This is a genomic window from Flavobacterium sp. DG1-102-2, from assembly GCF_033042555.1.
In the GTDB taxonomy this organism is placed as follows: domain Bacteria; phylum Bacteroidota; class Bacteroidia; order Flavobacteriales; family Flavobacteriaceae; genus Flavobacterium.
The window spans coordinates 292392-319227 of record NZ_JAWLIK010000002.1 but is presented as its reverse complement, the minus strand read 5'-3'; the positions used below and the strand labels follow the sequence as shown (position 1 = coordinate 319227).

26 protein-coding genes are annotated in these 26836 nt (G+C 38.3%); 23 read left to right on the top strand and 3 right to left on the bottom strand.

Features of this window, described 5'->3' with window-relative positions; translation table 11 throughout:
• Positions 1-9 precede the first annotated feature (9 nt).
• The 3 genes from R1T16_RS04795 to R1T16_RS04785 are packed head-to-tail and all read left to right on the top strand — an operon-like array spanning position 10 to position 4394.
• Complete coding sequence (locus tag R1T16_RS04795; protein ID WP_317499941.1) at positions 10-1836, top strand: glycosyltransferase family 39 protein; 1827 nt, start codon at positions 10-12, stop codon at positions 1834-1836.
• On the top strand, positions 1836-3101 hold the full coding sequence (locus R1T16_RS04790) for an oligosaccharide flippase family protein (protein WP_317499940.1): 1266 nt from the start codon (positions 1836-1838) through the stop codon (positions 3099-3101). Before R1T16_RS04795 ends, R1T16_RS04790 begins: the two co-directional genes overlap by 1 nt.
• Before the next feature lie 30 nt (positions 3102-3131).
• On the top strand, positions 3132-4394 hold the full coding sequence (locus R1T16_RS04785) for an O-antigen ligase family protein (protein ID WP_317499939.1): 1263 nt from the start codon (positions 3132-3134) through the stop codon (positions 4392-4394).
• On the opposite strand, the gene wecB is transcribed toward R1T16_RS04785, so the two are convergent.
• Positions 4384-5499 carry a non-hydrolyzing UDP-N-acetylglucosamine 2-epimerase gene (gene wecB, locus R1T16_RS04780; protein WP_317499938.1) on the bottom strand — a complete coding sequence of 372 codons (1116 nt, stop codon included), beginning with the start codon at positions 5497-5499 and terminating at the stop codon, positions 4384-4386. The two genes, R1T16_RS04785 and wecB, sit on opposite strands and share 11 nt — an antisense overlap.
• Before the next feature lie 82 nt (positions 5500-5581).
• On the opposite strand from wecB, the gene R1T16_RS04775 reads away from it, so the two are divergent.
• Genes R1T16_RS04775 through purD form a run of 6 tightly spaced genes read left to right on the top strand, consistent with a single transcriptional unit; the run spans position 5582 to position 12735 of the window.
• Entirely contained in the window at positions 5582-6688 is a 1107-nt protein-coding gene (locus R1T16_RS04775) for a glycosyltransferase family 4 protein (protein WP_317499937.1), read from the top strand.
• Positions 6689-6728: 40 nt separating this feature from the next.
• Entirely contained in the window at positions 6729-7841 is a 1113-nt protein-coding gene (locus R1T16_RS04770) for a DUF1972 domain-containing protein (RefSeq protein ID WP_317499936.1), read from the top strand.
• A complete protein-coding gene (locus R1T16_RS04765; RefSeq protein WP_317499935.1) occupies positions 7777-9147 on the top strand; it encodes an O-antigen ligase family protein in 1371 nt (456 codons plus the stop codon). Before R1T16_RS04770 ends, R1T16_RS04765 begins: the two co-directional genes overlap by 65 nt.
• Positions 9092-10075 (top strand): UDP-glucuronic acid decarboxylase family protein, encoded by a 984-nt coding sequence (locus R1T16_RS04760; protein WP_317499934.1) that lies wholly within the window; start codon positions 9092-9094, stop codon positions 10073-10075. The genes R1T16_RS04765 and R1T16_RS04760 overlap by 56 nt, the downstream gene beginning before the upstream one ends.
• On the top strand, positions 10072-11439 hold the full coding sequence (locus R1T16_RS04755; protein ID WP_317499933.1) for an undecaprenyl-phosphate glucose phosphotransferase: 1368 nt from the start codon (positions 10072-10074) through the stop codon (positions 11437-11439). The genes R1T16_RS04760 and R1T16_RS04755 overlap by 4 nt, the downstream gene beginning before the upstream one ends.
• A gap of 24 nt (positions 11440-11463) precedes the next feature.
• Positions 11464-12735 (top strand): phosphoribosylamine--glycine ligase, encoded by a 1272-nt coding sequence (purD, locus tag R1T16_RS04750; RefSeq protein ID WP_317499932.1) that lies wholly within the window; start codon positions 11464-11466, stop codon positions 12733-12735.
• Here the strand turns inward: purD and R1T16_RS04745 are convergent.
• Positions 12730-12960, bottom strand: coding sequence for a DUF6341 family protein (locus R1T16_RS04745; RefSeq protein ID WP_317499931.1), 231 nt, complete (start codon positions 12958-12960; stop codon positions 12730-12732). The two genes, purD and R1T16_RS04745, sit on opposite strands and share 6 nt — an antisense overlap.
• Before the next feature lie 48 nt (positions 12961-13008).
• On the opposite strand from R1T16_RS04745, the gene R1T16_RS04740 reads away from it, so the two are divergent.
• The 3 genes from R1T16_RS04740 (at position 13009) to R1T16_RS04730 (ending at position 15678) form a co-directional block, all read left to right on the top strand.
• Positions 13009-13938: a DUF6427 family protein gene (locus tag R1T16_RS04740; protein ID WP_317499930.1), complete on the top strand. Its 930-nt coding sequence runs from the start codon at positions 13009-13011 to the stop codon at positions 13936-13938.
• A 66-nt stretch (positions 13939-14004) separates the two neighbouring features.
• The gene (locus tag R1T16_RS04735; RefSeq protein ID WP_317499929.1) at positions 14005-14610 is read left to right on the top strand and encodes a DUF4254 domain-containing protein; all 606 of its coding nucleotides are present in this window, start codon (positions 14005-14007) and stop codon (positions 14608-14610) included.
• A gap of 12 nt (positions 14611-14622) precedes the next feature.
• Positions 14623-15678 carry a glycosyltransferase family 9 protein gene (locus tag R1T16_RS04730; protein WP_317499928.1) on the top strand — a complete coding sequence of 352 codons (1056 nt, stop codon included), beginning with the start codon at positions 14623-14625 and terminating at the stop codon, positions 15676-15678.
• Between the two features lie 101 nt (positions 15679-15779).
• Here R1T16_RS04730 and R1T16_RS04725 read toward each other — a convergent pair whose 3' ends face one another.
• Positions 15780-16832: a ferredoxin--NADP reductase gene (locus R1T16_RS04725; RefSeq protein ID WP_317499927.1), complete on the bottom strand. Its 1053-nt coding sequence runs from the start codon at positions 16830-16832 to the stop codon at positions 15780-15782.
• A 129-nt stretch (positions 16833-16961) separates the two neighbouring features.
• Between R1T16_RS04725 and R1T16_RS04720 the strand changes: the two genes are divergently transcribed.
• From R1T16_RS04720 to atpB, 11 genes are all read left to right on the top strand, one after another.
• Complete coding sequence (locus R1T16_RS04720) at positions 16962-17309, top strand: PadR family transcriptional regulator (RefSeq protein WP_317499926.1); 348 nt, start codon at positions 16962-16964, stop codon at positions 17307-17309.
• Between the two features lie 13 nt (positions 17310-17322).
• Entirely contained in the window at positions 17323-17952 is a 630-nt protein-coding gene (locus tag R1T16_RS04715) for a hypothetical protein (RefSeq protein WP_317499925.1), read from the top strand.
• A gap of 1 nt (position 17953) precedes the next feature.
• Positions 17954-18568 carry a hypothetical protein gene (locus R1T16_RS04710; RefSeq protein ID WP_317499924.1) on the top strand — a complete coding sequence of 205 codons (615 nt, stop codon included), beginning with the start codon at positions 17954-17956 and terminating at the stop codon, positions 18566-18568.
• Positions 18569-18577: 9 nt separating this feature from the next.
• Complete coding sequence (locus R1T16_RS04705; protein WP_317499923.1) at positions 18578-19285, top strand: hypothetical protein; 708 nt, start codon at positions 18578-18580, stop codon at positions 19283-19285.
• Positions 19286-19347: 62 nt separating this feature from the next.
• Positions 19348-20820 (top strand): DUF5687 family protein, encoded by a 1473-nt coding sequence (locus R1T16_RS04700; protein ID WP_317499922.1) that lies wholly within the window; start codon positions 19348-19350, stop codon positions 20818-20820.
• Between the two features lie 22 nt (positions 20821-20842).
• Positions 20843-21538 carry an ABC transporter ATP-binding protein gene (locus R1T16_RS04695; protein ID WP_317499921.1) on the top strand — a complete coding sequence of 232 codons (696 nt, stop codon included), beginning with the start codon at positions 20843-20845 and terminating at the stop codon, positions 21536-21538.
• A 135-nt stretch (positions 21539-21673) separates the two neighbouring features.
• Entirely contained in the window at positions 21674-24535 is a 2862-nt protein-coding gene (locus R1T16_RS04690) for a gliding motility protein (RefSeq protein WP_317499920.1), read from the top strand.
• Between the two features lie 2 nt (positions 24536-24537).
• Positions 24538-24933: a polymer-forming cytoskeletal protein gene (locus R1T16_RS04685; protein WP_317499919.1), complete on the top strand. Its 396-nt coding sequence runs from the start codon at positions 24538-24540 to the stop codon at positions 24931-24933.
• A complete protein-coding gene (locus R1T16_RS04680; RefSeq protein WP_317499918.1) occupies positions 24914-25135 on the top strand; it encodes an AtpZ/AtpI family protein in 222 nt (73 codons plus the stop codon). Before R1T16_RS04685 ends, R1T16_RS04680 begins: the two co-directional genes overlap by 20 nt.
• Positions 25136-25138: 3 nt before the next feature.
• The gene (locus R1T16_RS04675) at positions 25139-25528 is read left to right on the top strand and encodes a DUF6168 family protein (protein WP_317499917.1); all 390 of its coding nucleotides are present in this window, start codon (positions 25139-25141) and stop codon (positions 25526-25528) included.
• A gap of 116 nt (positions 25529-25644) precedes the next feature.
• Positions 25645-26826, top strand: a complete 1182-nt coding sequence (gene atpB, locus R1T16_RS04670; RefSeq protein WP_317499916.1) for a F0F1 ATP synthase subunit A — start codon at positions 25645-25647, stop codon at positions 26824-26826.
• The last annotated feature ends 10 nt before the right edge of the window (positions 26827-26836 follow it).

The following is a 26836-nucleotide window of genomic DNA, read 5'->3' as shown; positions in this document are numbered from 1 at the left end:
AACCAGTCGATGAAATTACCTATACGCAATACGAAATTTTTATTAGCTTTAATTCTTATACTCGCTGCAGTATTGAGGTTGTATAAATGCGACTTTCAAAATTTATGGCTGGATGAGGTGCTAACCATGAATTCTGCCAATCCTAAGCTAAGCTTAAAAGAATTTTATAGGAGTGTGATGTTTTGGGAATATATTCCGCATCTTTACTATTTTCTTAACAGGCTAATTTTTGATATTTTTGGATATACAAGTCTTGTTGCCAGACTATTTTCGGCCGTTATAGGTGTTATAGGAGTTTATGCCATTTATCTTTTAGGCAAAGAGCTGTTTAGTAAAAAAGCGGGTCTCGTTGCTGCAACACTGCTGGCAGTAAACATATATCATATTTCCTATTCTCAGGAAATAAGGCCTTACGGAATGTTGTTTCTATTTACTACACTTTCAATCTATAGGCTGGCGGTTTTTATAAAAGTGCCTTCGATTAAAAATGCAGTTTACTACGGTATATTTACAGGGCTAATACTTAACGCACATTTTTTTGGTGTTATAACTATCTTTTCTCAAAGTCTCATTCTATTGTATTTCTTAAGCCTCAAACCTAAGGCGGAAAGGGCACATTTCTTTAAAAATATGCTCATTTCAGCAGGTGTTGCGCTTTTACTGGCATTACCTGCCACAGAACCTTTTATAAGGGTATTCAAAATAGAATCCTTTTGGATGACAAAGCCTGATGCATCGGTTTATACCGCTATGTTTAGAGAATTTTTTGGCCAGTCTGAAATGTTGCTTTTCACTTTAAATAGTGTAGTTTTATATTATATGTTTAGGATTTTTGGGCAAAAACACCAACGATATGACTTTGCATTTATTGCGGGTAATAAAAATGTATTTAGTTTTATTTTTCTCTTAGTATGGCTTTCTATATCCTTGATATTGCCCCTAATCAAATCTTACCTGGGTGCTTCTATGATGGTAACCCGATATTTTATTAGTGTGCTCGCTGCTTTGATTATTACTATATCAGTTGGAGTTGTGTTAATAAAAAATAGGTTATTACAGTTAACGGTTTTGTTCACCATTGTTAGCCTCTCATTGATACACTTGTTTGTAGTAACAGATTATTATAATAAAATTACAAAGACGCAATACAAGGAACTTGCAGCAGAGCTTAAAGAAGATAATTCGCAAATGTCCACTATAGTTACGTTCTACAGCTGGATACTGCCTTATTATTTTAGCGATTTGCCAGAACAGCAAATAATAAATAACACATTAGAACAGCAGGTTGAAGGTATCAAGGAAGGAAAGCTGCCTACAACTCCATTTTGGTATGTTGATTTTAATGGAAGGCCATATGAACTAAGTGTTCAGGGCCAGGAGTATCTCGATGCTAATTTTATAACCGTTAAAAAACTCAATCAGTACGATATTTGGGCTAATTATTATGTGCCAAAATCATATAAGGGAATGGGTAAACAACCCGACGGATCAGAATATGTTTTTTTAGGGACTAAGGTATTTCTTGAAAATGGCGTTTTTAAATCAAAAAAGATAAGCTTGGAAAAAGGTTTATATAATTTGAAGATAAGCGGTGTGAGTACGCCAGAAGTTCCGGTTAAAGGCGAAAACGCTCATTTTACAGTAAAATTTGCCGGTAATGTTATAGGAAGGGTTTATTTGAGTGAGAAGCCGGAAAAGCCGGAAAAGACTATATCATTTACCTGTTTAAAATCTTCAAAAGGCAGAATAGAACTTATATATGACAATGATATTTACGAAAATAATCAGGATAGGAATGCAACGCTTTATTCTGTGAAGATTAATAAGATTGAATAATGCTTAATTTCACCAGAATTAAATCAAACAAACAATTTTCTAATCTCGTGATATATGGGATTGGGCAAGGATTTAATTTGGTCACACCATTACTAGTCGCTCCATACCTAGTATATGTTTGCGGGGTAGACGGCTACGGAAAAATAGGTACGGCAATGGCTATCTCTTTTTTCCTGATAGTCATGGTAGACTACGGCATTGATATTACAGGGGTTAAGGATATTTCGGTTAACAGGCATAATAAGGCCAAACTGGAAGAAATAATGAGTACTGCCTATGTATCGCGATTTTTACTTTTGACAGGGATTTTAGCGATCGCTTCATTTCTTTTTTATATAGTTCCTTTTTTTAGCAATGAAAAAATGCTTTATTTCCTGAGCCTTCCCATTGTTATAGGGCAGTTTATAAACCCAACCTGGATTTTGCAGGGGATAGAAAACTTTTCGTGGATTACGATCCTGAACATATTGTCAAAGATTTTATATGCTGCCGGGGTTTTTATAGTCATACACGATTCCGGGGATTATATTTATTCTAATTTACTGTGGGGAGCGGGAACTATAACGGCAAACCTTATATCGCTTATCTACTTGAGGTCAAAATATAATATTTCTTTAAGAAACACATCTAAAGAAAAGGTAGCGGGATATATAAAGGCAAATTTTTCGCTATCCTTTTCGCAGCTTTTTGTATCAGCACAGCTTTATTTCCCAATCGTTTTGATAAATTTTATGGGCGGCGGCATTATGGCCGGAATATTTAGAATAGTTGAGCAGATAGTGGGTATGTTTAAAACGTATATTATTTTGTTTTCTAACTACGTGTACCCAAAGGTGTGCTACCTTTTAGAGGTTAACCTAAAAGCCGGCATGCGTTTCTGGAAACAATACAATGGCGCAAATTTTATATTTGTTGCTATAGCAATGGGTACACTGTACGTTATGGCAGTACCGGTGGTTGCTTATTTTGGCCCTAAAAATCCTGATGAGGTTGCAAAGCTGTTGCGCCTTGCGGTCCCTTTACCCGTGATGCTTACCATTTCTATGCCTTTAAGACAATTACTGCTTGGCTGGGATCATCAAAAACTATACGTTAGGTTAACCATGGCATTAGTTGTTTTTAACGGCTTGCTTATGGCAGCACTGCTGCATTTTTATGGAATATCCGGAGTGTTTGCTTCGCTTATAATAACAGAGGGCATAACAGCCTTGCTATATATGTACGGGATTAGGGAAAAGTTATTTGGAACTGCCCAAACAGTATAATTTTAAATTTAACAGAAATAAATCGAGATAATGAGTGTAGTGCTACAAAAGCAGATTATATATAAGATACTTTTCTTTGCATGTATTGCTGTGCCTTATCTGGATACTTATGAGGCCACACTGGCAATATGGCTTACAACGGTTTTAGCAACGTTTAGAAACAGCTATTCGGTTACGCTAATTAAGATGTTGGCTTCATTTATGGCAATTTTAATAATTGCATTAATAGTGGGATTGTTTAGGGAAACCCATTTGTATGAGTTTATAAAAGACATAACCTATCTGCTGAAACCAATTGTTGGGCTGCTTGCAGGATATCAGCTCTGTAAAGATTATCTAAAGAACCCCATGGAGCTTGTTGTCTATACCGGACTACTTATTGCTATCCTGCATTTGCTCATAATAGTATATGCGGTATTTGTAATGAGGGTGCCTAATATGCCACGTTTAAGAGAAGAATCAGGTTACTTTAGTGATTTTGAAGTATATGCCATAATAGTATTGCTTTTCAGAAAAGATTTTAGATTAAAGATATCTCATGAATTATTTTTTATCGGTGTGGTGCTATTATCCATATCTATCTTCTTCTATTTTGCACGAACAAATTTTATACAATTTGGGCTTCTTTTCATGGCACTTAAAGGATACTTTGTTTTAAACAAAAGGGCGGTCAGAGTTTTAATAGCTACTGTGATATTTGCTGTCAGCGCGTATGGAGCTATTTATTATTATAATCCGCAAAGGAGTGTGCACGGCCTTGAAGCGCTTTTATATAAAATAAAAAATGCTCCTATTGAGCCTTTTAAGACAAAGATAAATGTAGATAACTGGAAAGACTTTAATGACAATTACCGTTCTTACGAAACCATACTAACCCTTAGGCAGGTGCCGCAGGCAGGAACCGAAGCAGTTATTTTTGGTAAAGGGGCGGGATCGTCTATAGATCTTCATAAAAAGGTGTGGCTGCAAACGAGTTATATGAGATACATACCGTTTATGCACAATGGTTTTATGACAGTATTTTTGAAATCAGGGATAATAGGCATACTGGTCTTACTCTACTCAATATCGCTTTTTTTCAGGAATAAGAAAAACAACGACCCGCTCATACAAACGCTTAATTACCTTATTTTAGGAACCGGCGTTTATATGATACTATCTTATTGGGTTTTTTTGGGCTTCTATTTTTCTGCCGATACCAAATCAATTGTTGTGGGCTTTATGATAGCCTATCGCGAAATACTTATAAGAAGGCAAAAACAAGAAGAAGATATACCGCTAGTTACAGCGTAGCGCTTATAATATTTTTTATTTTAAGAGCGGTTGTTCCGTCACCATAAGGATTTATGGCTGTGGCAATCTTACTGTAGTAAACGGTGTCATTTAGCAGTCTTGCTGTTTCGTCTGTTATTGTAGTTTTATTATGGCCTACAAGCAATGCTGTTCCTGCATCTACCCCTTCCATGCGTTCTGTAACCTCTCTTAACACAAGTACGGGCTTACCAAGGCTTGGCGCTTCTTCCTGAATTCCGCCCGAATCTGTAAGTATAATGGTGCTTTTATCCATCATCCATATTAGCTCGTTGTAATCCAGCGGATGAATAAGTTTTATATTATCTCTTTTAAGAGTAGAATGCGCAATCTCTTTTATATTAGGATTAAGGTGTACAGGATAAACGATTTCCACATCGGCATATTCGTCTGCAATCTCAAGTAAAGCATTGCATATGTCCAAAAAAGGTTCTCCAAAGTTTTCCCTGCGGTGGCAGGTAACCAATATTATTTTCTTAGTAAAATCTATAAATGAAAATTTTTCGGAAAGCGGTTCGTCACCGTTTTGTTTTGTTATAGCAAGACCTTCAAGCAGGGCATCTATTACAGTATTGCCCACTACATAAACATCATTGGCCGTATTTTCCTTGATCAGATTATCGCGAGAATTTTCGGTAGGGCAAAAATGAAAATCAGCCAGTCTTGAGGTAATCACCCTGTTCATTTCTTCGGGAAAGGGAGACTGCATATCATGGCTTCTCAATCCGGCTTCAATATGCGCTATTTTAATCTTTTGGTAAAATGCCGCTAGCGCAGATGCAAGTACCGTAGTGGTATCGCCCTGTACAAAAACGAGGTCAAATTTTTCCTTAAGCAATATTTCGTTTGTTATTCTGGAAATTAACCCGGCAGTAAGATCGTGCAGGGTTTGGTTAGGCATCATGATGTTTAGGTCGTAATGTATATCTATCTTAAAAAAGTCCAGCACCTGGTCCAGCATTTCCCTGTGTTGCGCAGTTACACCTACTCTGACATCAAAATCACTGTCCTGCGAAAAGACTTTAATAAGTGGGGCCATTTTTATAGCTTCAGGTCGGGTACCAAAAAGGAACAGTATTTTTTTCATAGCAAAAGATATACAAGTAGCTTAACAGCGCGTAAAACTACTAATAAAAACTATATTTGTAACACTTTAAAAAAAAGCTTGAATGAAAGTACTTTTTCAATCCAGGACAAGCCTTTACAGTGCGCCGGGCGGAGATTTAGTCCAAATGGAAAAAACCCGCGAATATCTGGAAAAACAAGGTGTGAAGGTAGATATATCTTTAGACTATGAACCAGATTTGTCAGGTTACGACCTGGTACATGTTTTTAACCTTATGGAGCCCCAGGACATTTACCTACAGGTAATGAATGCCAAGAGACAGGGAAAAAAAGTAGTGCTTTCTACGATATACGGACTTTATACCGAATTTGAAAGAAAAGCCAGGGGCGGTCTTTTTCAGCGTGTTGCAAATGTGCTCTCTCCTTACCAGATAGGCTATATAAAAACGCTGGTAAAAAGCTATTCTGATAAGAAAATGCATAAAGGAGTATACAAGATGCTTTTTAAAGGCTACTACGGCCTTATGAAGGAGATTGTAGACAATACGAGCGTGTTCCTGCCCAATTCGCACTCTGAGATGAACAGGGTGGCTACAGAATTTAAAATTAAGAAACCAGCCTATTTTAGCGTACCAAATGCAATAGATAAAAGTGTTTTTGATATGCAGGGCGGTTATTCAGGTAAATATGACAAGTATAAAGATTGCATAATTTGCGCCGCAAGGATAGAGGGCAGAAAATCTACCCTTACCCTTGTACAAGCCGTAAACGATTCACCTTATAAACTTGTACTGGTGGGTAAAGAATCAACTAATCAAAAGAAATTTGTTGAGCAGGTACACAAAGAGGCCGGGCCAAATATCCATTTTCTTGGAGTACTTCCGCACAATGAGTTGAGAGAGTTATACCATGTTGCTAAAGTCCACGCGCTTATAAGCTGGATGGAAACACCCGGATTATCTTCTTTAGAGGCAGCAGCTATGGATTGCAATATTGTGGTTACACCAAAGGGCGATACGTACGATTATTTTGGCGATTATGCTTACTACTGCGAGCCAGACGATGTTCCTTCAATACGCATGGCAATAGATGCGGCTTATGAAGCAGATGTAAATCCTGAGCTGAAAGAAAAAGTGCTGAGAAACTATATATGGGAAAAAACAGCCGAAGAAACAATTAAAGGATATAAACTGGCGTTAGGTATCATTTAAAATAAAGATGTCTGAGTTGTTCAGTAAGAACTAAAGGTTAATGAAGATAGCTATATTAGGTACGAGGGGAGTGCCAAATTATTATGGGGGCTTTGAGCAGTTTGCCGAATACTTTTCGGTTTACCTGCATGACAACGGGCACGATGTTTATGTATACAACTCGCACAATCACCCGTATCAGGAAAAAACCTTTAATGGAGTAAATATCCTTCATCAATATGACCCCGAATATAAAATGGGTTCGTTTGGGCAATTTATCTACGACAGAAATTGCATTAAAGACATCAGGAAAAGGGATTTTGACATTATACTTCAGCTAGGTTATACCAGTAGTTCGGTATGGTTCTACATGATGCCTAAAAAACCGGTTCTTATTACAAATATGGACGGGCTGGAATGGAAACGGTCAAAATACCCGTGGCCTATGCGTAAATTTTTAAGATTTGCCGAATGGCTAGCCGCAAAAAGCAGTGACTATCTTGTAGCCGATTCATTAGGTATACAAAAATCGCTTAAAAAGCTCTACAATAAAGAATCGCGTTATATTGCTTACGGCGCTAACCTGTTTACTGCGCCAAATGATGCCATCCTTACCGAGTACGGTGTTGAAAAGGAAAACTATAATATGGTTATGGCCCGCTTTGAGCCCGAGAACAACATCGATATGGTTTTAGATGGGGTTGCCTTAAGCGGTGATACAACTCCTATACTGGTAATTGGTAAACATGAAACCAAATATGGCACTTATCTTAAAAACAAGTTTAAAGATTATCCGCACATACGTTTTATTGGCGGCCTGTATAATATAGACCACTTGAATAGCCTTAGGTATTATTCTAAAATATATTTTCATGGGCACTCTGTGGGCGGTACAAATCCTTCATTGTTAGAGGCAATGGCATCTAATACGCTTATCGCTGCCCACAATAACGATTTTAACCGGGGCGTTCTTAAGGACAATGCATACTATTTTAAAACGGCTAAAGAAGCAGCCGGACTGCTTACAAGCCTTACTAAAAATGATAACCTGAAACTGATTGCGAATAACGCTGAAGCAATACAAAATGATTTTAACTGGGAAAAAATAAATGGCGACTATCTACAATTTTTCAAGGAATGCTTTACTGCAAAAAATAGGGCTGTCACCAGGTAAAAGGCTTTTGGTATTTCTTATATCGGCTGTAATGCTTACAATACCTCTTGGTAACACATACAACAGTATAGCCATAATTTTGTTTGTGCTTTACTCTATACTGGCTGCAAAAAAAGAAAACATTACGTTTAATAAGGAACTGCTGCTACCAATACTGCTATTTGTCTTGATGGCACTATCGCTTTTTTGGAGCATAAATTTTAAGAGCTCTGCAAAAGCATTAAGTAAAGAAGCTTCATTACTGTTTATTCCGCTTGCATTTTGCCTGAACAGACACTACACAAAACGACTTGCTTTGCAGGTGCTTAACAATTATAGCCTGGGCATGTGCGTTTACGCGCTATATTTTTTAATCAGGGCCTATATAAGATACATTGGAGGCGAAGGTGCTAACGTGTTTTTTTATCATGAGCTGGCTACAAATGCCATTAATGCAATATACCTTTCGGCAATAGTTTCTCCGGCAATGCTTTGGTTCTTGGTTAAGCAGCATAGAAGTTTTTGGGGATATGCTTCATTTTTGTTTCTTTTAGGTTTTATATTCCTGCTATCGTCAAAAACTATAATCATAATTAATGTGCTGCTTATAGCTGCCTACTATCTATTTTATTCGCCATTAACGGTAAAAGCAAAAATAACATCGGTAGTTTTATTTTTTGCGTTTGTTGGCGTTATAGGGTATAACAGTATGATTAAAGATCGTATTGTGGAAGAGTTTACGCCAAATGTACAAACAGAAGCTGTAGATGAAACTGAGTTGCATAATGTAACCATACATGAGGCATGGACAAAACAAAACTTTAAAGGCAACGATTATTTTAACGGCATAGCTTTCAGGGTATACCAGATACGTATTTTTACAGAAATGCTGCAGCGCGACAGAATTCTTTTTACCGGCTATGGGCTTAATGCATCGTTAGAGAAAATTACTGAAAAAGGAGAGGAGCATACACTTTATCAGTCTAATGATGAGCAGATGACGTACAGCAAAATGAATTTTCATAACCAATATGTTGAGGTATTTGCAGATCTTGGCATTTTTGGATTACTGATCATTGTTGTAATGCTGGGTGTTAACCTTAAAAATTCGCTTAAAAACAAAGATTTTATACATATTGCTTTTGCAATTCTTATGATAGCCTTATTTTTGACCGAATCTTTTTTATGGAGACAAAGAGGTGTAGTGTTTTTTACAATATTTTATTGCCTTTTTAATGGAATATTGCTAAAAGGCGCTAAAAAAGAAAAATATGAAAAGAATACTCATAACGGGAGCAGCAGGCTTCCTGGGGTCGCATCTGTGTGACAGGTTTATTAAAGAAGGTTATTTTGTTATTGGGATGGATAATCTTATAACGGGTGACCTTAAAAATATTGAGCATCTTTTTAAGCTTGAAAATTTTGAGTTCTACCACCATGATGTTACAAAGTTTGTAAACATCCCGGGACAGCTGGATTATATACTGCACTTTGCATCACCTGCAAGTCCTATAGATTATCTAAAAATACCTATACAAACCCTGAAGGTGGGTTCCCTTGGCACACATAACCTTTTAGGTTTGGCAAGGGTAAAAAAAGCCAGGATACTTATAGCTTCAACATCAGAAGTGTATGGAGATCCTTTAGTACATCCACAAACCGAAGATTATTACGGTAACGTAAACACCATTGGGCCAAGGGGAGTGTATGACGAAGCAAAGCGTTTTCAGGAATCCATTACAATGGCCTACTACACCTTTCATGGCGTTGAAACCAGGATAGTAAGGATATTTAATACCTATGGGCCGCGCATGAGGCTTAATGACGGCCGTGTAATACCGGCGTTTATTGGCCAGGCATTACGTGGAGAAGACCTTACCATCTTTGGTGATGGTATGCAAACGCGTTCTTTTTGTTTCGTAGATGACCAGGTAGAAGGTATCTTCAGGTTACTGCATTCGGATTACACACAGCCGGTAAACATAGGTAACCCCGACGAGATCACGATAAAAGATTTTGCCGAAGAAATAATAAAGCTTACAGGAACGAATCAAAAAGTGGTTTACAGGCCGCTTCCCGTAAACGACCCGCTGCAAAGGCAGCCCGATATTACCCGTGCAAAAGAATTGCTGGGATGGGAGCCTAAAATAGGACGTGCGGAAGGAATGAAGATTACGTACGATTATTTCAGGTCGCTTTCTAAAGAAGAGTTATTAAAAGAAGAACATAAAGACTTTTCAGGATTTATAAAATGATTTTATCCGGTAGAGGACGATATTCAAAATATTTAAGGCCAGTCACTATTCTTTTTGATTTAGTGGTTATAAGCATCCTGCCACACTATTTCTTTAAAGAACTGGGAGTGCAATATGTTCATTATACCATGTACCAAATTGCATGTTGGTCTGTAATATCTTATTTTTCGGGCTTTTATGAAGTGTACAGATATACAGAGCCTATAACTATTTTATCTAAAATAGTGAAACAGGGTACAATTTTCCTGTTGTCTGTTATTGCCTTTTTCCCTTTTGCCAAACATACCGTTTTTAGCGGCCAGCGCATAGCAGAATTTTTAGTTACTGCTTTTGTATTTATTATAATGTTTAAGTTCTTAACGTTTTATGCGCTTAAAAAGCACAGGATAGTTTCAGGCAGCAACCTAAGGAGAGTAATAATTATAGGTTGTTCACCGCAGGCTTTACGTTTAAAAGCCTTGTTTGAAACAAGGGTAGACTATGGTTATCATTTTATGGGTTTCTTTTCAGACAAAAAAACAAATATTGATGTAAAAGGCAAAACGGCGGATATTGCCGCTTATGCTACGTTGCATAACATAGATGATATTTACTGTTCACTAAGCGATATAAGCAACACACACTTAAAAGATCTTATTGCATATGCCGAGGCGAATAATAAGACTATAAAATTTATTCCTGACAGCAACGAGATATTTTCAAAAAATCTGAGAATAGACTACTATGAATTTTTTCCGTTACTATCTTTGCAAAAAAGTCCGTTTGATGAGCCCATTGCAAAACTGGTAAAAAGGGTGTTTGATATTGTCTTTTCTTTTTTAGTAATCGTGCTGTTATTATCTTGGCTTACGCCGATAATCGCTCTTTTTATACGAATAGAATCTAAAGGGCCTATATTTTTTAAACAAAGCAGGGCGGGTATAAATGGAGATCATTTTAGTTGTTTTAAGTTCCGGTCTATGCAGGTAAACAATAATACAGACCAGCTAGCAGTTAAAAACGATCCGCGGGTTACTAAGGTTGGGCGCTTTTTAAGAAAGACAAGCCTTGATGAAATGCCACAGTTCATGAACGTGTTTTTAGGCGATATGTCGGTAGTTGGGCCGAGGCCGCACATTGGTCCCATAAATACTAAGTACGGCGACAGGATCAAGAAATATGTGCTTAGACACAGGGTTAAACCGGGCATTACAGGACTGGCACAGGTAAGGGGTGCGCGTGGCGAGATAAATGCCGATGAAGACATGATAAACAGGATAAAATATGACGTATTTTACATAGATAACTGGTCTATTTTGCTTGATATAAAAATTATAATACAAACTGTTGTAAATATTTTTATGGGCGATGAGAAAGCCTATTAATATTTACCTGAAATACATAGCGACATGAAAATTTTACTATTAGGATCTGGAGGAAGAGAACATGCACTGGCATGGAAAATGCTGCTAAGCCCGCTTTGCGATAAACTGTTTGTTGCGCCGGGTAATGCCGGTACTGCCGGCATCGCGGCAAATGTAGATATCAATCCGCTGGATTTTGAATCTATTAAAGGCTTTGTACTGCAGGAAGAAATAAACATGGTTGTTGTAGGGCCCGAAGATCCGCTGGTAAAAGGTATTTATGATTACTTTAAAAAAGACGAAGCGCTTAAGAACATCCCTGTAATAGGTCCATCTAAAGTAGGTGCACAGCTGGAAGGAAGCAAGGAATTTGCAAAACAGTTCATGGTAAAAAATAACATTCCTACTCCTGCTTACGAGAGTTTTACTAAAGAAACTTTAGAAGAGGGATGTACGTTCCTTACTACGCTTAAGGCGCCATATGTATTAAAAGCAGACGGACTTGCCGCCGGTAAAGGTGTGCTTGTTATCCAGGACCTTTCAGAAGCCCAGGACGAACTTAGAAACATGCTTGTAGGCGAAAAATTTGGCCAGGCAAGTACTAAAGTTGTGATAGAAGAATTCCTTAACGGAATAGAACTTAGCTGCTTTGTACTTACAGATGGCAAGAGCTATAAAATTTTGCCAACAGCAAAAGATTACAAACGCATAGGTGAAGGAGACACGGGCCTTAATACAGGTGGTATGGGTGCTGTATCGCCGGTTCCTTTTGCTGATGCTGCGTTTATGGAGAAAATAGAAAACCGTATCGTTAAGCCAACAATAGAAGGTCTTAAAGATGCCCATATAGATTACAAAGGCTTTATATTTATTGGCCTGTTTAATGTAGGCGGCGACCCGCTTGTTATAGAATATAATGTAAGGATGGGTGACCCCGAAACAGAAGTTGTTATACCAAGATTAAAGTCTGACCTTGTGGAACTTTTCCAGGCGGTTGCAAAACAGGAGCTGGATACAGTAAATTTAGAGATAGACGAAAGGACAGCTTCTACAATTATGGTTGTATCTGGCGGATATCCCGAAGATTATGATAAAGGGATGGTGATATCTGGCCTTGAAAATGTAGAGGGATCTATAGCTTTTCATGCAGGTACAAAGCTTGATAACGGAAATGTTGTAACCAGCGGAGGCCGTGTAATTGCAGTTACATCATACGGAAGTGACTTTAATGAAGCCATAAAAAAATCTTACCAAAACATAGATAAACTAAGTTTTGATAAGATGTATTTTAGAAAAGATATCGGCTTTGACTTATGATAAGAAAGAGTGTGCCGTTGTATCTTGATCGTCTTCGTTATTTTCTTTAAAGATCTTAAGCTGTTTTAGCCAATATACATTAGCAGCGATACAGATAAGGATAAAGATCCAGGTTATGATATTCGCAAGCCACCAGTTTTGAAGCTCAAGGCTGCGGAAAAAGTTTAGTGGTAAAAACAGGATATCTGTAAACAGGTAGCCTATCGCTTCGAAAAATGCTTTCATTTTTAAACAAGTATTATATTTACAGTCACAAAAATATAAAATAATCACATGCTAGCAAGTGTTTTTAATAAATCAAGGCCTGTAAATTATATTTTGATAGGCGTTATCCTGGTTTTGAGCTACTTTTTGTACCTGACAAAAGACACTTCCTGGACAAACAGTTATCTTCTTATACTACAAAAGGCGGGTCTCCTGCTGCTATTGGCAGGAGCGCTTTTCCTTACAAATTTTATAACCCGCCGCAACACGCTGAGCAAGGCAAATACCTATGCCATGTTCCTTTTTATGGTGTTTTTAATATTACTGCCTACCACGCTGGTTAACACTAATGTGATAATCTCAAATTTTTTCTTATTGCTGGCGCTCAGGAGGTTAATATCGCTTCAGTCGCTTATCACGCCTAAAGAAAAAATATTTGATGCCTCGTTCTGGATTTTTGCTGCGGCTATATTTCACTTTTGGAGCATCATTCATATCGTGCTGGTTTTCATCTCTATTGTGTTTCACGTATCGCGCGATTACAGGAACTGGCTTATACCTTTTATAGCCTTTTTTGCAGTAGGTGTTTTGTACCTTATGGCAGGCCTTATGATGGGCGAAGGATTTTTTGAAACTATTTCAGAAAATATCGCAATCAGCTTTGATTTTACCTATTTTGAGAACATTTACCAAAATATTGCCCTTGCAGTATTCTCTGCAATTGCGGTATTGTTTGCTTTTCCATATATCTTTTCTATAACCAGCAAACCGCTTAACCTTCAGTCGTCACACAAAAAGATAATTTATTCTTTTTTGATAGGCGTGGCAATTTATGTGCTTTCGGCTAACAAAAACAATAGCTTTCTGGCCTTTACGTTTGCGCCATTGGCAATAATGGGAGCTAACTATTTTGAGAGCCAGGAGAATAATTGGTTCAAAGAAATAGCGCTTGGCCTTTTCGTAGCAATAGCACTCCTGCTCTTTACATCGCAGTTATAACACGAATTAACCTGTTAGCAGGTTACAAGTAATAAACTTATATTTGTACAATTAAAACCATACACTATGTTTTCTAAAATCGCTTTCCCAATATTTGAGCAGAGCATAAACGACTATCATAAATATGACAGCGTAGACCAGCCTATAGACAATCCGTATGCAAAGGACCAGATAGAGCACCTGCTGTATGCTAAAAACTGGGTAGACACTGTACAATGGCATTACGAGGATATTATCCGTAACCCGGAGATTGACCCTGTTGAGGCACTTGTACTTAAAAGAAAGATAGACGCTTCTAATCAGGTGCGTACCGATATGGTAGAATACATAGACAGCTATTTTTTGCAAAAATACAGCGGTGTAACGCCTAATGCAGATGCTAAGATAAACTCTGAAAGTCCGGCATGGGCATTAGACAGGCTTTCTATTCTTGCCCTTAAGATATTCCACATGGACGAAGAGGCAAACCGCGCAGAAGCATCTGAAGAGCACAGGGCAAAATGCGGCGAGAAGCTGAATGTATTGCTTGAGCAGAAAAAAGACCTTACGACTGCTATTGATGATCTTATTACTGACATTGAGAATGGTGATAAGTACATGAAAGTGTATAAGCAAATGAAAATGTACAATGACGAGGAACTAAACCCGGTATTGTACCAAAACAAAAAATAATACCTGATCATTATGTCAGGTACTAAAAATATACTGATTATAAGGCTTTCAGCAATGGGAGACGTCGCAATGACGGTTCCGCTGCTGAAAGCCTTAGTTGCTCAATACCCAGGCGTAAAAGTTACGGTACTGTCTAAAGCTTTCTTTAAGCCTTTTTTTGACGATATTCCACGCACAGCCTTTTTTGCTGCCGATGTAAACGGAAAGCACGAAGGTTTTTTTGGGCTGCTAAAATTATTTGGCGAACTGAGAGCATTGCATATTGATGCTGTGGCAGATTTTCATAATGTATTGCGTTCCAAAATAATCACTAGGCTGTTTGCACTTACCGGAAAGCGCACTGCGACGACTGATAAGGCACGTAAAGAGAAAAAAACGCTTACAAGAGCCGAAAATAAAATTTTCAGGCAACTGACACCTATTGTAGAACGCCATTTGCAGACGTTAACAAAATTAGGCTATCCTGTAGACCTTTCCAAAGCTTTGTTTCCTGACCCGAAACCTCTTAGCAACGAAGCTGCTGTTATTGCAGGAAACAAATCGGGACACTGGATAGGCATTGCACCATTTGCACAACATCAGGGAAAGGTATATCCTCAGGGTCTAATGCAGGAGGTAATAGATCTGCTGGCGGAAAGGCCGGGTTATACATTATTCCTTTTTGGTGGAGGTGCAGCAGAAACAGCATTACTGGAACAGTTTGCGCAAGGGCGTGCCAATGTAATCGTTACGGCAGGAAAGCTAAAACTACAGCAGGAACTTAGCCTTATAAGCCACCTTGACCTTATGTTGAGTATGGATAGCGGTAATGCCCACATGGCCGCCATTTTTGGGATAAAGGTTATTACGCTTTGGGGCGCGACACATCCTTATGCCGGTTTTGCGCCTTTTGGCCAGCCGTTAGATTATACGTTGACGGCCGACAGAGAAAAATATCCGCTATTGCCCACATCTATTTACGGTAACAAAATTGTAGAAGGTTATGAAGATGCCATGCGCACTATTACACCACAGACTGTTGTAGGTAAGATAAGTGGGATTTTAGGAAGGTTATTTGATTCGAAATAAATTAGAGATTCCTCTGCTCCGCTGTAATAAGAATGATAGATTAAACATGACTAGTCCTAAAATAGTCAACCTATTTTAGGACTAGTCATATATACTAACGATTATACATCATCAAAATCAACATAAATTTCAGGAGATGTAGGGTGTGCTTGGCAGGTAAGTATAAGGCCTTCGGCAATTTCGCCATCAGTAAGGATGGCATTCTTTTTCATTTCTGCAGTACCGTTAGTTATCCTTGCCATACAGCTGCTGCAAATACCGCCCTGGCATGAGTAAGGAGCATCTACACCCTGTTTAAGGGCTGCATCAAGAATGGTCATTTGCTGAGACATTACAAAAGTAACTTCGTCATCGTCTACTAATACCGTGATCTTGGTTTGTCCGTCAAGGTTTTCTTCAATTTTTTTCTCGGCTATTGGCGTAGAGAAAAGTTCGAACTTTATATTCTTTTCAGGAATGTTATTTTCTCTAAGCACTTCGTTAACAGTAAGTATCATTTGCTCAGGGCCGCACAGGTAAAATTTCTCAAATTCCTTTTCCTTATGCTTGTTCTTGATTACAAAGTTTACTGCAGCGCGTTCTATTCGGCCAAATAATGCCTCTTCGGCTTTTGCCTGACTGTACACAAAATGCACAAAAAAGCGGCCTACATACTCCTGCTGAAGATCGTGCAGGAACTGGTGAAAGATAGTATCCTGTGGCGTTTTATTGCCATAAACAAGAACAAAAGTACTTTCCGGCTCACTTTGCAATACCGATTGTATGATAGATAACACCGGCGTGATACCGCTGCCTGCCGAAAATGCAGCATAGTTGCGCTGGCGGTCCGGCTTTGGTTCAAATGTAAACTTACCTTCTGGCGTGCCTACTTCCATAGTATGGCCTGCAGCAAGTTTTTCGTTGGCATAAACAGAGAACCCTCCATTTTTTACCGCTTTAATGGCAACGCGAAGCTCATTGCTCCCCGGTGCAGAACATATTGAATAGGCTTTGCGGATATCCTGCCCTTCAAATATTGTTTTTATATTAATGTACTGGCCTGCTACGAAGTTATAATCGTCACGCAGGTTATCAGGAATCTCAAAAGCGATAGAGACAGCATCGGGCGTTTCTCTCCTTACTTCCTTTATTTTAAGCGTATGAAATGTTGACATGTGTGCTAATTTGACTGCAAAAATAAGCATTCCAAACAGGTTTATAAAATTACCTGACTTAAAATAATACCTCAAATTATTATGCATAAGAAAATTATGTATACATTTGTTTTAACGAACAAACACAAGATGAAAAACTCTCAACTATATAAGGGCAGTCTTAACACCATCATAATGAAGCTTTTGGAAGAGAACGGCAGGATGTATGGATATGAGATCACCCAAAAGGTAAAACTTATAACCGCCGGCGAACTTAATATTACTGAGGGTGCATTGTACCCTGCGCTGCATAAACTCGAAGCCGACGGCTTTCTTGATGTAGAGGTAGAAAAGGTAGATAACAGGCTCCGTAAATACTATAAGCTTACCGAAAGCGGCACTAAAGAAACGGTAAACCGCCTTGCTGAGCTTGAGGAATTTATTCGCAATATGCAGAATCTTGTGAACCCCGCTCCTAAACCAGACCTTCAGTTTTAATACAGTATAAGTTATGGAAAAGCTTACACAGGAACAGATAACCGCCGTTGATAAGGCATTGTGGGATATAGGTATAAAATACCTTGACATCCGTATAGAAATGACAGATCATGCCGCTGCCACAATAGAATCAATGGAAGGCAGTTTTGAGAGAAGGCTTAAAAAGTACATTTTTGAGAACAAAAAAGAACTGAAAAAAAATTATCGCCAGTTTAGCATGAATGCATCTATAAAGGCAGTCAAACTACTGATAAGCAATATGTTTACGGTTCGTTTCTTCATGATATTGGCATCAGTATACGCGCTACTATTTGCAGAGTATAAGTATGAGGAGTTTGAGGATGCTACAAATATATTTTTGATAATTTGTTGTGTATCTATATCAGTATTCTGGATATGCTGGGGAATTATAAATTTTACGAGGAGTACAGAATTATTTTCTACTGCTGAAAGACTTTTAATGAGGGTTAATGGTATTATATTTCTAATGGCCTTTCCCCTAAGAGATATAATAGATAAATTGGAAATCAACGATGCTGTTAAATTGCTGTATTACGCCTTTGTAATAAGTTTTTATATTGCTATTTGGTTTACATACAGTTTTTTGACAAAATTTTATAAATCAAGATACAGGGTTGTTTAATATGAAGAAGTTAACGCCAGAACAAATAGAACATATTGATGACGAACTTTTCTATATAGGTATCGAGTATGTTGACATACGCTATGAGATGGTAGACCATATAGCCTCTGTTCTTGAAGAAAAGCAGGGCGATTTCGAAGATAACTTTGAAGAATATTTCATTATGAATAGGCTACAATTGATTAAACAGTACCGTGCCGCTAAGCTAACTGCGATTGTAAGCGCGATAAAGTTTTACCTTAAAACGATGCTTAGCCCCGTAGCCTTTTTATCTGGTTCTGCGTTGTTCTTGGCTTTGTATTTTGGGTCTGTTTATTATATAGATGACAGAGATATTACAATGTTTGGAAGTTTAGTTTGGTTTATAATGACGCTTCCGCTTTTTTGGCTGGGCAGGGATCATAAAAAAATTTCTGTTCTCCGCCCTATGGTACTTTTGCAGACTGTATTTTATTTTTCCTACCAAACCGTCATAATTGCAAGTTACAGCATAGGCAACAGAGTCGTTAGAACAATACTAATAAGGATTAGTGCGTCATTAACGCCTGCCCTTATGCTTGTGTTGCTAATAAGCCTTTACCGCTACAGGAAACAGTATGCTAAACAATATATTTAAAAGACACAAATGAAAGTGACAACTTTGAACCGGGAACTTAAAAAAGTTACGGCAGAACAGATGGATATGTTGTTTGAGTTTACCCGCAAACACTATGTAGAATACTATGATGTGCAGTGCGAACTTGTTGACCACCTTGCCAATGCCATTGAAGAGCGCTGGGAAACGCAGCCAAACCTTGGCTTTAACGAAGCGCTTCATTTTGAGTTCAAAAAGTTTGGTATTTTTGGCTTTACAGGTATTGTAGAAAAACGACAACTGGCATTAGGTAAAAGATATGAAAAGCTAATATGGACTTGTCTTAAGGATTTTCTAAGTCTGCCTAAGGTTATACTTACTTTAGTGCTGGTTATATGTGCTTATAAATTAGGGAGATATAGCATGGATCTTTATTCTACACTACTTATGGGTGTAATAGTGGTTAGCTTAGCCAGGCTTATACAGCTTAATATACAGCACAGGTTAAAAGTAAAGCAGACAGGTAAAAAATGGCTGCTGGAAAGCATTTTAATGAGAACCGGAGGAAGCATGGTTGCACCTTACCATATCCTTTATTATTTTTATAGGGAAGAGCCATCCATGTTGTTACTGTGGATCATGGCTGCACTTTTTGTTGTTTTTGCGCTGTTCAATTATGTAACACTCTTTGTTATACCCCGCAGAGCCGAAGAACACCTGTTAAAAACGTATCCTGAATATAATTTTGAGATTTCATAGTAAAAACTGTAACGTTTTCGGTTTTTTGATTACCTATTGTATAGAACCAACAATCAATTAAAATGTTTAAACGTTTTATCAGCCTTGAATGGAAGGCATTCAGGAGATCATCGTCTTTTACGGCCAATGTGGTTATTAAGATTTTCATGATCCTTGGGGCAATTTATTTTGGAGTCGCATTTCTTGCCCTTGGTGTAGGTGCATTTTATCTTATTAAAGAAGGACTTAATCAGGATCCGCTGGTGGTGGTAAGTAAATTTATGATCTATTACATGGTGGCAGATTTGCTTATGCGCTTCTTTATCCAGAAGATACCCGTAATCAACATCAGGCCTTTGCTTGTATTGCCCATAAAAAGAGGAACGATAGTCAATTTTGCGTTGGGCAAAACCGTGACGTCTTTCTTCAACATTATCCATTCTTTCTTTTTCATTCCATTTTCGGTAGTCCTGCTGATTGAGGGGTATGACCCTGTAAGTGTGGTACTTTGGCACATAGGTATGATGGCGCTTATCTACTGCAATAACTTTATAAATATCCTTATAAATGATAAAGACTGGGTATTCTGGACCGTAGCTATAATTTTAGGAGGGCTTGGCTTTATACAGTATTACAGCTATTTTGATATTACAATGGTAACATCTGTATTTTATCATGGACTGTATGCTACCTATTATATGATTTTAATTCCGTTAGCAGCACTTGCCGGGCTGTATTACATTTGTTTCAGATATTTTTCTAAAGCGCTGTACCTTGATACCGGCCTTAAAGGCAAACACGAAATTGCCCAGACACAGGATTACACCTGGCTAAACAGGTTTGGCGTTACAGGGACGTTCATTAAAAATGACATCAAACTTATACTTAGGAACAAAAGGTCTAAGCAGACTATCCTTGCAACCGTAATGTTCCTGTTTTATGCATTGTTATTTGGCAGCGGCGCATTAGAAGTATATGAGGGGCCAATGTGGAAAGTATTTGGCGGAATATTTGTTACCGGGGGCTTCATGTTTACATTTGGACAGTTTGTTCCTAGCTGGGATAGCGCTTACTATCCGTTAATGATGAGTCAGAATATAAAGTATCGCGAATACATTACCGCTAAATGGTGGCTAATAGTAGTGGTTACCCTGGCAAGTTCAGTAGTTGCAAGTTTTTACCTTTACTTTGGTTTAGAGATGTACCTTCTAATCTTAGCGGGCGCCGTATATAATATAGGTGTAAATTCTCATCTTGTGCTATTGGGCGGAGCATATATAAAAACCCCAATAGACCTTGCCAGTGCCAAGCAGGCCTTTGGTGACAAAAAAGCATTTAACCTCAAAACATTGATGCTTACAATACCTAAACTTTTATTCCCTATGATGTTTTATGCTATTGGCAATTACGCAATCAGCCCAATGGCAGGTATTGCATTTGTAGCCATTGCCGGATTACTTGGATTTGCCTTGAGAAATAAAGTATTCTCCTTGATAGAAAAAGTTTACATCACAGAGAAGTACGAAACAATTGCAGCTTACAAACAAAAGAACTAACCACTACATCAACTAAACGATCATGATACAAATAAATAATCTTGTAAAAGTATATAACGGGGTAACCGTACTAAATATAAATAACCTTGAAATTCAAAAAGGCGAGAGCTTTGGCCTTGTAGGTAACAACGGCGCAGGTAAGACTACGTTATTCAGCCTGCTGCTGGATCTTATAGAGCCAACCAGGGGATATATAAAATCCAATGGTGTCCAAGTAAATGAGAGCGAAGCGTGGAAACCATTTACAGCAGCATTTCTTGACGAGACGTTTTTAATAGGGTATCTTACACCTGAAGAGTACTTCTATTTTATTGGCGAATTGCGCGGTCAAAACAAAGCCGACGTTAATGCGCTGCTAAAAAAACACGAAGACTTTTTTAACGGAGAAATTCTAAATAAAAAGAAATACCTGAGAGACCTTAGTAAAGGAAATCAAAAGAAAGTAGGCATCATTGCCACGCTTATAGGTAATCCTGAAGTTATAATTCTTGATGAGCCTTTTGCAAACCTTGACCCTACAACACAGTTCAGGCTAAAGAAGATAATCAAGGAACTGGCCGACGATAAAAATGTAACTATATTGGTATCCAGCCACGACCTGGCGCATACTACAGAAGTGTCTGACAGGATTGTGGCCATGCATAAAGGCGAAATCGTAAAAGACATCAGGACATCTGAACAAACGCTTAAGGAACTCGAAGAATTCTTTGCGGTTTAATGCAATATTCTCCTCCTTGTTTCAAGGGGGATTTTTTTTGCCAAAAAAGCACCATATAACAAAAAGAAGCGTATTTTTACCCTCTTTTATACTAAATTGAGATTTTGAAAGTTAAAAGATAAAAAAGCTTTTACATTGAAAACCAGTACTTCTAAATATGTTATTCTTTTTGGTACGGTAGGTTTCGCGATTGCGTGCTCGACCAAAAAAGACTCGTTTGTAAACCGAAACTTCCATGCTGTTAATACAGAGTACAATGTGCTGTATAACGGCAACATTGCGCTTAACGCGGGTTTAACAGAACTTTCTGCCACCTATCAGGATAATTTTTGGGATGTGCTTCCTGTAGAGCGTACCCAGCCAGTACTTCCCGCAAAAGAGGAACCGGTTGCAGCAGCAGGGGCGCCATCAGCTTCAACATTGCCATCGAGCCCATCTAAAGCAGGTGGAAAGCCGGACACTAAAGGAGGTTTTCAAAAAGACGGCGGTAAATTGGGTGGGGGTGAATCTCCTGGCGGCATTAACGCTTTAAAAGGAGGGAAAGGTAATGCAGGGGCAGCCGGAGGCCAGGTAGCGGCAAATGCCCAGTCAGGGCCACAAGGACAAACAGCCAACTTTAAAAGAGCTGAAGAAAAAGCAACCAAAGCAATACAAAAGCATTCTATGAATATAGGCGGTACCGAAAGGAATCCGCAGATTGATGAAGCGCACATGCTTTTAGGTAAATCAAGATATTATGAAAACCGTTTCCTGCCGGCTATGGAGGCGTTTAATTATATACTTCTAAAGTATCCGTCGAGCGATGGTATAGATGACGCAAAGATCTGGAGGGAAAAAACAAACATCCGCCTGGACAATGAAGGTGTCGCTGTAAAAAATCTTAAAGAACTTATCGAAACCAAGAAGAACACTATGGATCAGCAAACATTTGCCGATGCCAACGCTATTCTTGCCGAAGGCTATTTAAAAATGCAGGCAAATGACAGCGCTATAACAGTGCTTAAAAGCGCCGCGCAGTTCACAAAAAATAACGATCAGAAGGCCAGGTACCATTTCATACTTGGCCAGCTTTATGCGAAAGAAAAAAATGCTGACAGTTCTTATGTCGAGTATCAAAGAGTAATAGACATGAAGCGTAAATCGCCAAGGCGATATGTAATACAGGCTCATGCTATGCAGGCAGGCCAGTTTGACCATACAAAAGGAGATACGCTTGCCTTTATGGAAAAATACAGGAAGCTGCTTAAGGACAGGGAAAACAGGCCATACCTTGATATCATAAATCATCAGGTGGCTCTTTTTTATGATAAACAAAAAGATCCTGTACGGGCAAAAGAATACTACAACAAATCACTTCGCCAAAATTCTGCCGATCGTTACCTGATGGCTTCAAACCACAGGAATATTGCAGAAATTAATTTTAAAGAAGCTAAATATGTTTCTGCCGGAATGTACTATGACAGTACAATGGTCTTTCTTGATAACAGGTCAAGGGAATACAGGAGCATCAAGAAGAAAAGGGATAATCTTGCCGATGTTATAAAATATGAAGCCATAGCCCAGGCAAACGACAGTATACTTACAGTTGTTGCGATGGATGAGGCAGGCCGAAAAGCATATTATGAAGACCATATAGCAAAAATTAAAGAAAAAGAAGAAATAGAAAGAAAAAGGCTTGAAGCCGAAGCGATACGACAAGAGAATCTTGCCTCAGCTTCGGGCGGTTCAGGAAACATGATGCTAAATGCACCCGCTTTTGATACCGGATTAAAACAAAGGCCAGGTATTTCATCGGCGGCGCCTTCTTCTTCGGGTTCGTCGGTACCGGGATACAATCCGGGCGGAGCAGGAGGTAAGTTCTATTTTTATACAGCCTCAACCGTGTCATATGGCAAGCAGGAATTTAAAAGGAAATGGGGAAGCAGGACATTATCTGACAACTGGCGCTGGTCGGCAGAGCAGTCTAAAAAAGGGAATACGGGAACAGACGATGCGGTTGCAGATGGGCAAGATGCAGCTAAATCAGGAAAAGATAAACCTGTAGAGGCAAGATTTACAATAGAATTTTATACCTCTCAGCTGCCTACCTCTCAGGTAGTAATAGACAGCCTTGCTAAAGACCGTAATTTTGCTTATTATCAATTAGGTTCTATATATAAGGAAAAGTTTAAAGAATACAGGCTGGCTGCCGATAAACTTGAAGCATTACTAAAAAGCAATCCTGAAGAAAGGCTCGTGCTTCCGTCAAAATACAACCTGTATAAAATATACCAGATCATAGATCCGGCAAAAGCCGAAACCTATAAAAACCAAATACTGTCTCAATATCCTGACAGCCGTTATGCAGAGATCATTAAGAACCCTGCTTCTGATGCTGCAAGGAACCTGTCGCCTGATGTGGCGTATGCTGAACTTTTTAAAAGATATAACCAGGGCCAGGTTCGTGAGGTATATGCTGCTGTAGACGATTATATAGATAATTATACAGGAGAAGAGATCGTGTCTAAATTTGAATTGCTTAAGGTTAAGGCTACAGCGAGGCTTACAGGACTTGAAGAATATGCAAAAGGACTAAATTATGTAGCGCTTAATTATCCTAATAGTTCTGAGGGTAAAGAAGCAGACAGGATTTTAAAGACCGATATACCAACTCTTGAAGCTTTAGCATTTGGACGTCCTTCGGTAAGCTGGAAAATCGTATTCAAATTTGACAGTGCCGATGACCCTAAAATAAAACCGCTTACCGAAAAGATTGAAAAATTTATAAAAGAAGGTCTTAATAACACTATTACCCTTTCTAACGATATTTACACCTTAACAGAAAATATGCTTGTGGTGCACGGCTTTATTAGTAAACTTGCTGCCGAGGATGCCGTTTCTGTACTAAAGGATTATAAAAAATATAAGGTTGCTGAAGTGCCGGTAATCATGTCTGCCGAGGATTATAAGGTAGTACAGATCAAAAAGAATTTCAACCAATTTTCACCCGTAGAGTAAGGATGTTTGAAAAACAGCAAAAGTCGTATACTGACCTGTTGGGTAAAACCAACAGGATAGTAGAGGGCACAACAATAAAAGGAGATATTATTTCTCAGGCCGATTTTAGGCTTGATGGCGAACTTGTAGGTAATTTTACCACCAGAGGCAAAATTGTAATAGGCCCTGCCGGAAGCGTTACCGGCGACATCAAATGCAAAAGCGCCGATATAGAAGGCAGGTTTAACGGCAAGATTGAAGTTGCCGAAATGCTTAACGTAAAATCTAAAGCACACATATTAGGCGAAGTGATAACAGGAAAGCTTTCGGTAGAACCGGGAGCAGAGTTTAGCGCATCCTGTATTATGAGAACTCCTCAAAAGCAAACCCCTAAGCCAGATGAGCAGCACCCCGGATAAAAAACAACGTAATAAGTGGATAGCACTTATTAATATACCTGTACAAATGGGTGTAATCATTTTTTTATTCGCTTGGTTTGGCAGCTGGCTTGATGACCACTATGGCAATGTAAAGAATACAAATCGTATCATCTTTGCCATGGCTGGAGTTTTTATATCCCTATATAACGTAATACGACAGGTTAATCAACTCAATAAATAATTAATGGATAAAAATTACTTAAGCTTCTTTTTCAAAACAATTCTGTTTACTGGTGTCTTACTGGTTATAAATATTCTTTTTTTTCAGTTCATTTTAATTCCTGACCAGGAGTTCTATTATCCATTACCAGTTACCTATATTTTCTTCTGTGTATTTTCCTTGATCATTATAGGCATACTTATTAAAATAAGCACCAAAAACAAAGAACAATTGGGCTATGCATTTTTATTACTTACCAGTATTAAGATGGCATTAAGCTACGTATTTGCCAGGCCAATTATAGCACAAGCAGGCGGAAATCCTACAGAAAAAGTTAATTTTTTTGTGATTTTCATTTTGTTTTTGGCAATCGAAGCATATTATACTGCTCGTTTATTGAACAATAAACAATAAAGCGCCGAATAATCTGAAATTATCCAAAAAAAATTTCAGCAGACTTGTTGGAATATTAATTTAAAATGTACCTTTGCACAAAATTTTAGGACCGTAAAATTAAGATATTTAATAAGATGGTGTTACCAGGAAGAATAGTCAAAAATACATTAACAGCCCTTTTTGCTGTAGTTCCCTTTATCTCATTTGCAAATTCTGCAAACGATACAGTAACAGTTCATAGCGAGAATGCTGCTGTACCTGTACATGCTGAAGCTGCTCATCACGCTGCTGAACAAGAGCCGCTTGATGGTCAGGCAAAAAACAAAGCTTTCATACAGCACCACCTTCAGGATGCTTATGATTTTACTTTTTTCTCTGACGAGGCTACCGGTAAACATTTTGGTTTTCCACTTCCTGTAGTACTTATAGACGGAGGTCTTAAAGTTTTCTCTTCTTCAAAATTTGAGCACGGAGAAAAACCGGCTGAAGTAGATGGTAACTATTATATGCTTCACCACAACAAAATCTATAAGACAGATGCAGCGGGTACACTAAACCTTGATGCGCATCATCACCCAACAAATGCAATGCCACTTGATTTTTCTATTACGAAAAACGTAGTGACCATGCTTATCACTGCAATCATTATGTTTGTCCTTTTTGTTGGTCTTGCTAAATCATATACTAAAGGTCCTATACCTACAGGTATGGGCAGGGTATTAGAACCGCTTATCATTTTTGTTAGGGATGAAGTTGCGATTCCAAATATTGGAGAAAAAAAATACAGAAAGTTCATGGGCTACCTGCTTACAGTATTTTTCTTTATACTTATATTAAATCTTATCGGTCTTACGCCGCTTGGAATTAACGTTACAGGTAACATTGCAATTACAGCATGTTTAGCATTGTTTACTTATTTTGTTACACAGTTTAGCGCAAACAAAGATTACTGGAAACACATTTTCTGGATGCCGGATGTACCGGTACCAATGAAGATAGCTCTTATACCAATTGAGATATTAGGTACGCTTACAAAACCATTTGCACTTATGATACGTCTTTATGCAAATATCTCTGCGGGTCACATTGTAGTTATGAGTTTGATAAGCCTAATATTCTTCTTTAAGAACTGGATTGCAGGACCATCATTCTTTGGTCTTACTCTTTTCATCTCTGTTATAGAGGTGTTGGTGGCATTCCTTCAGGCATTTGTATTTACAATGCTTTCTTCGCTGTTCATTGGTATGGCAGTTCAGGATCACCACCATGAAGAAGATCACGATGGCCATACAGATGAAGAGCCAATTATAATATAAGTAAAATAAA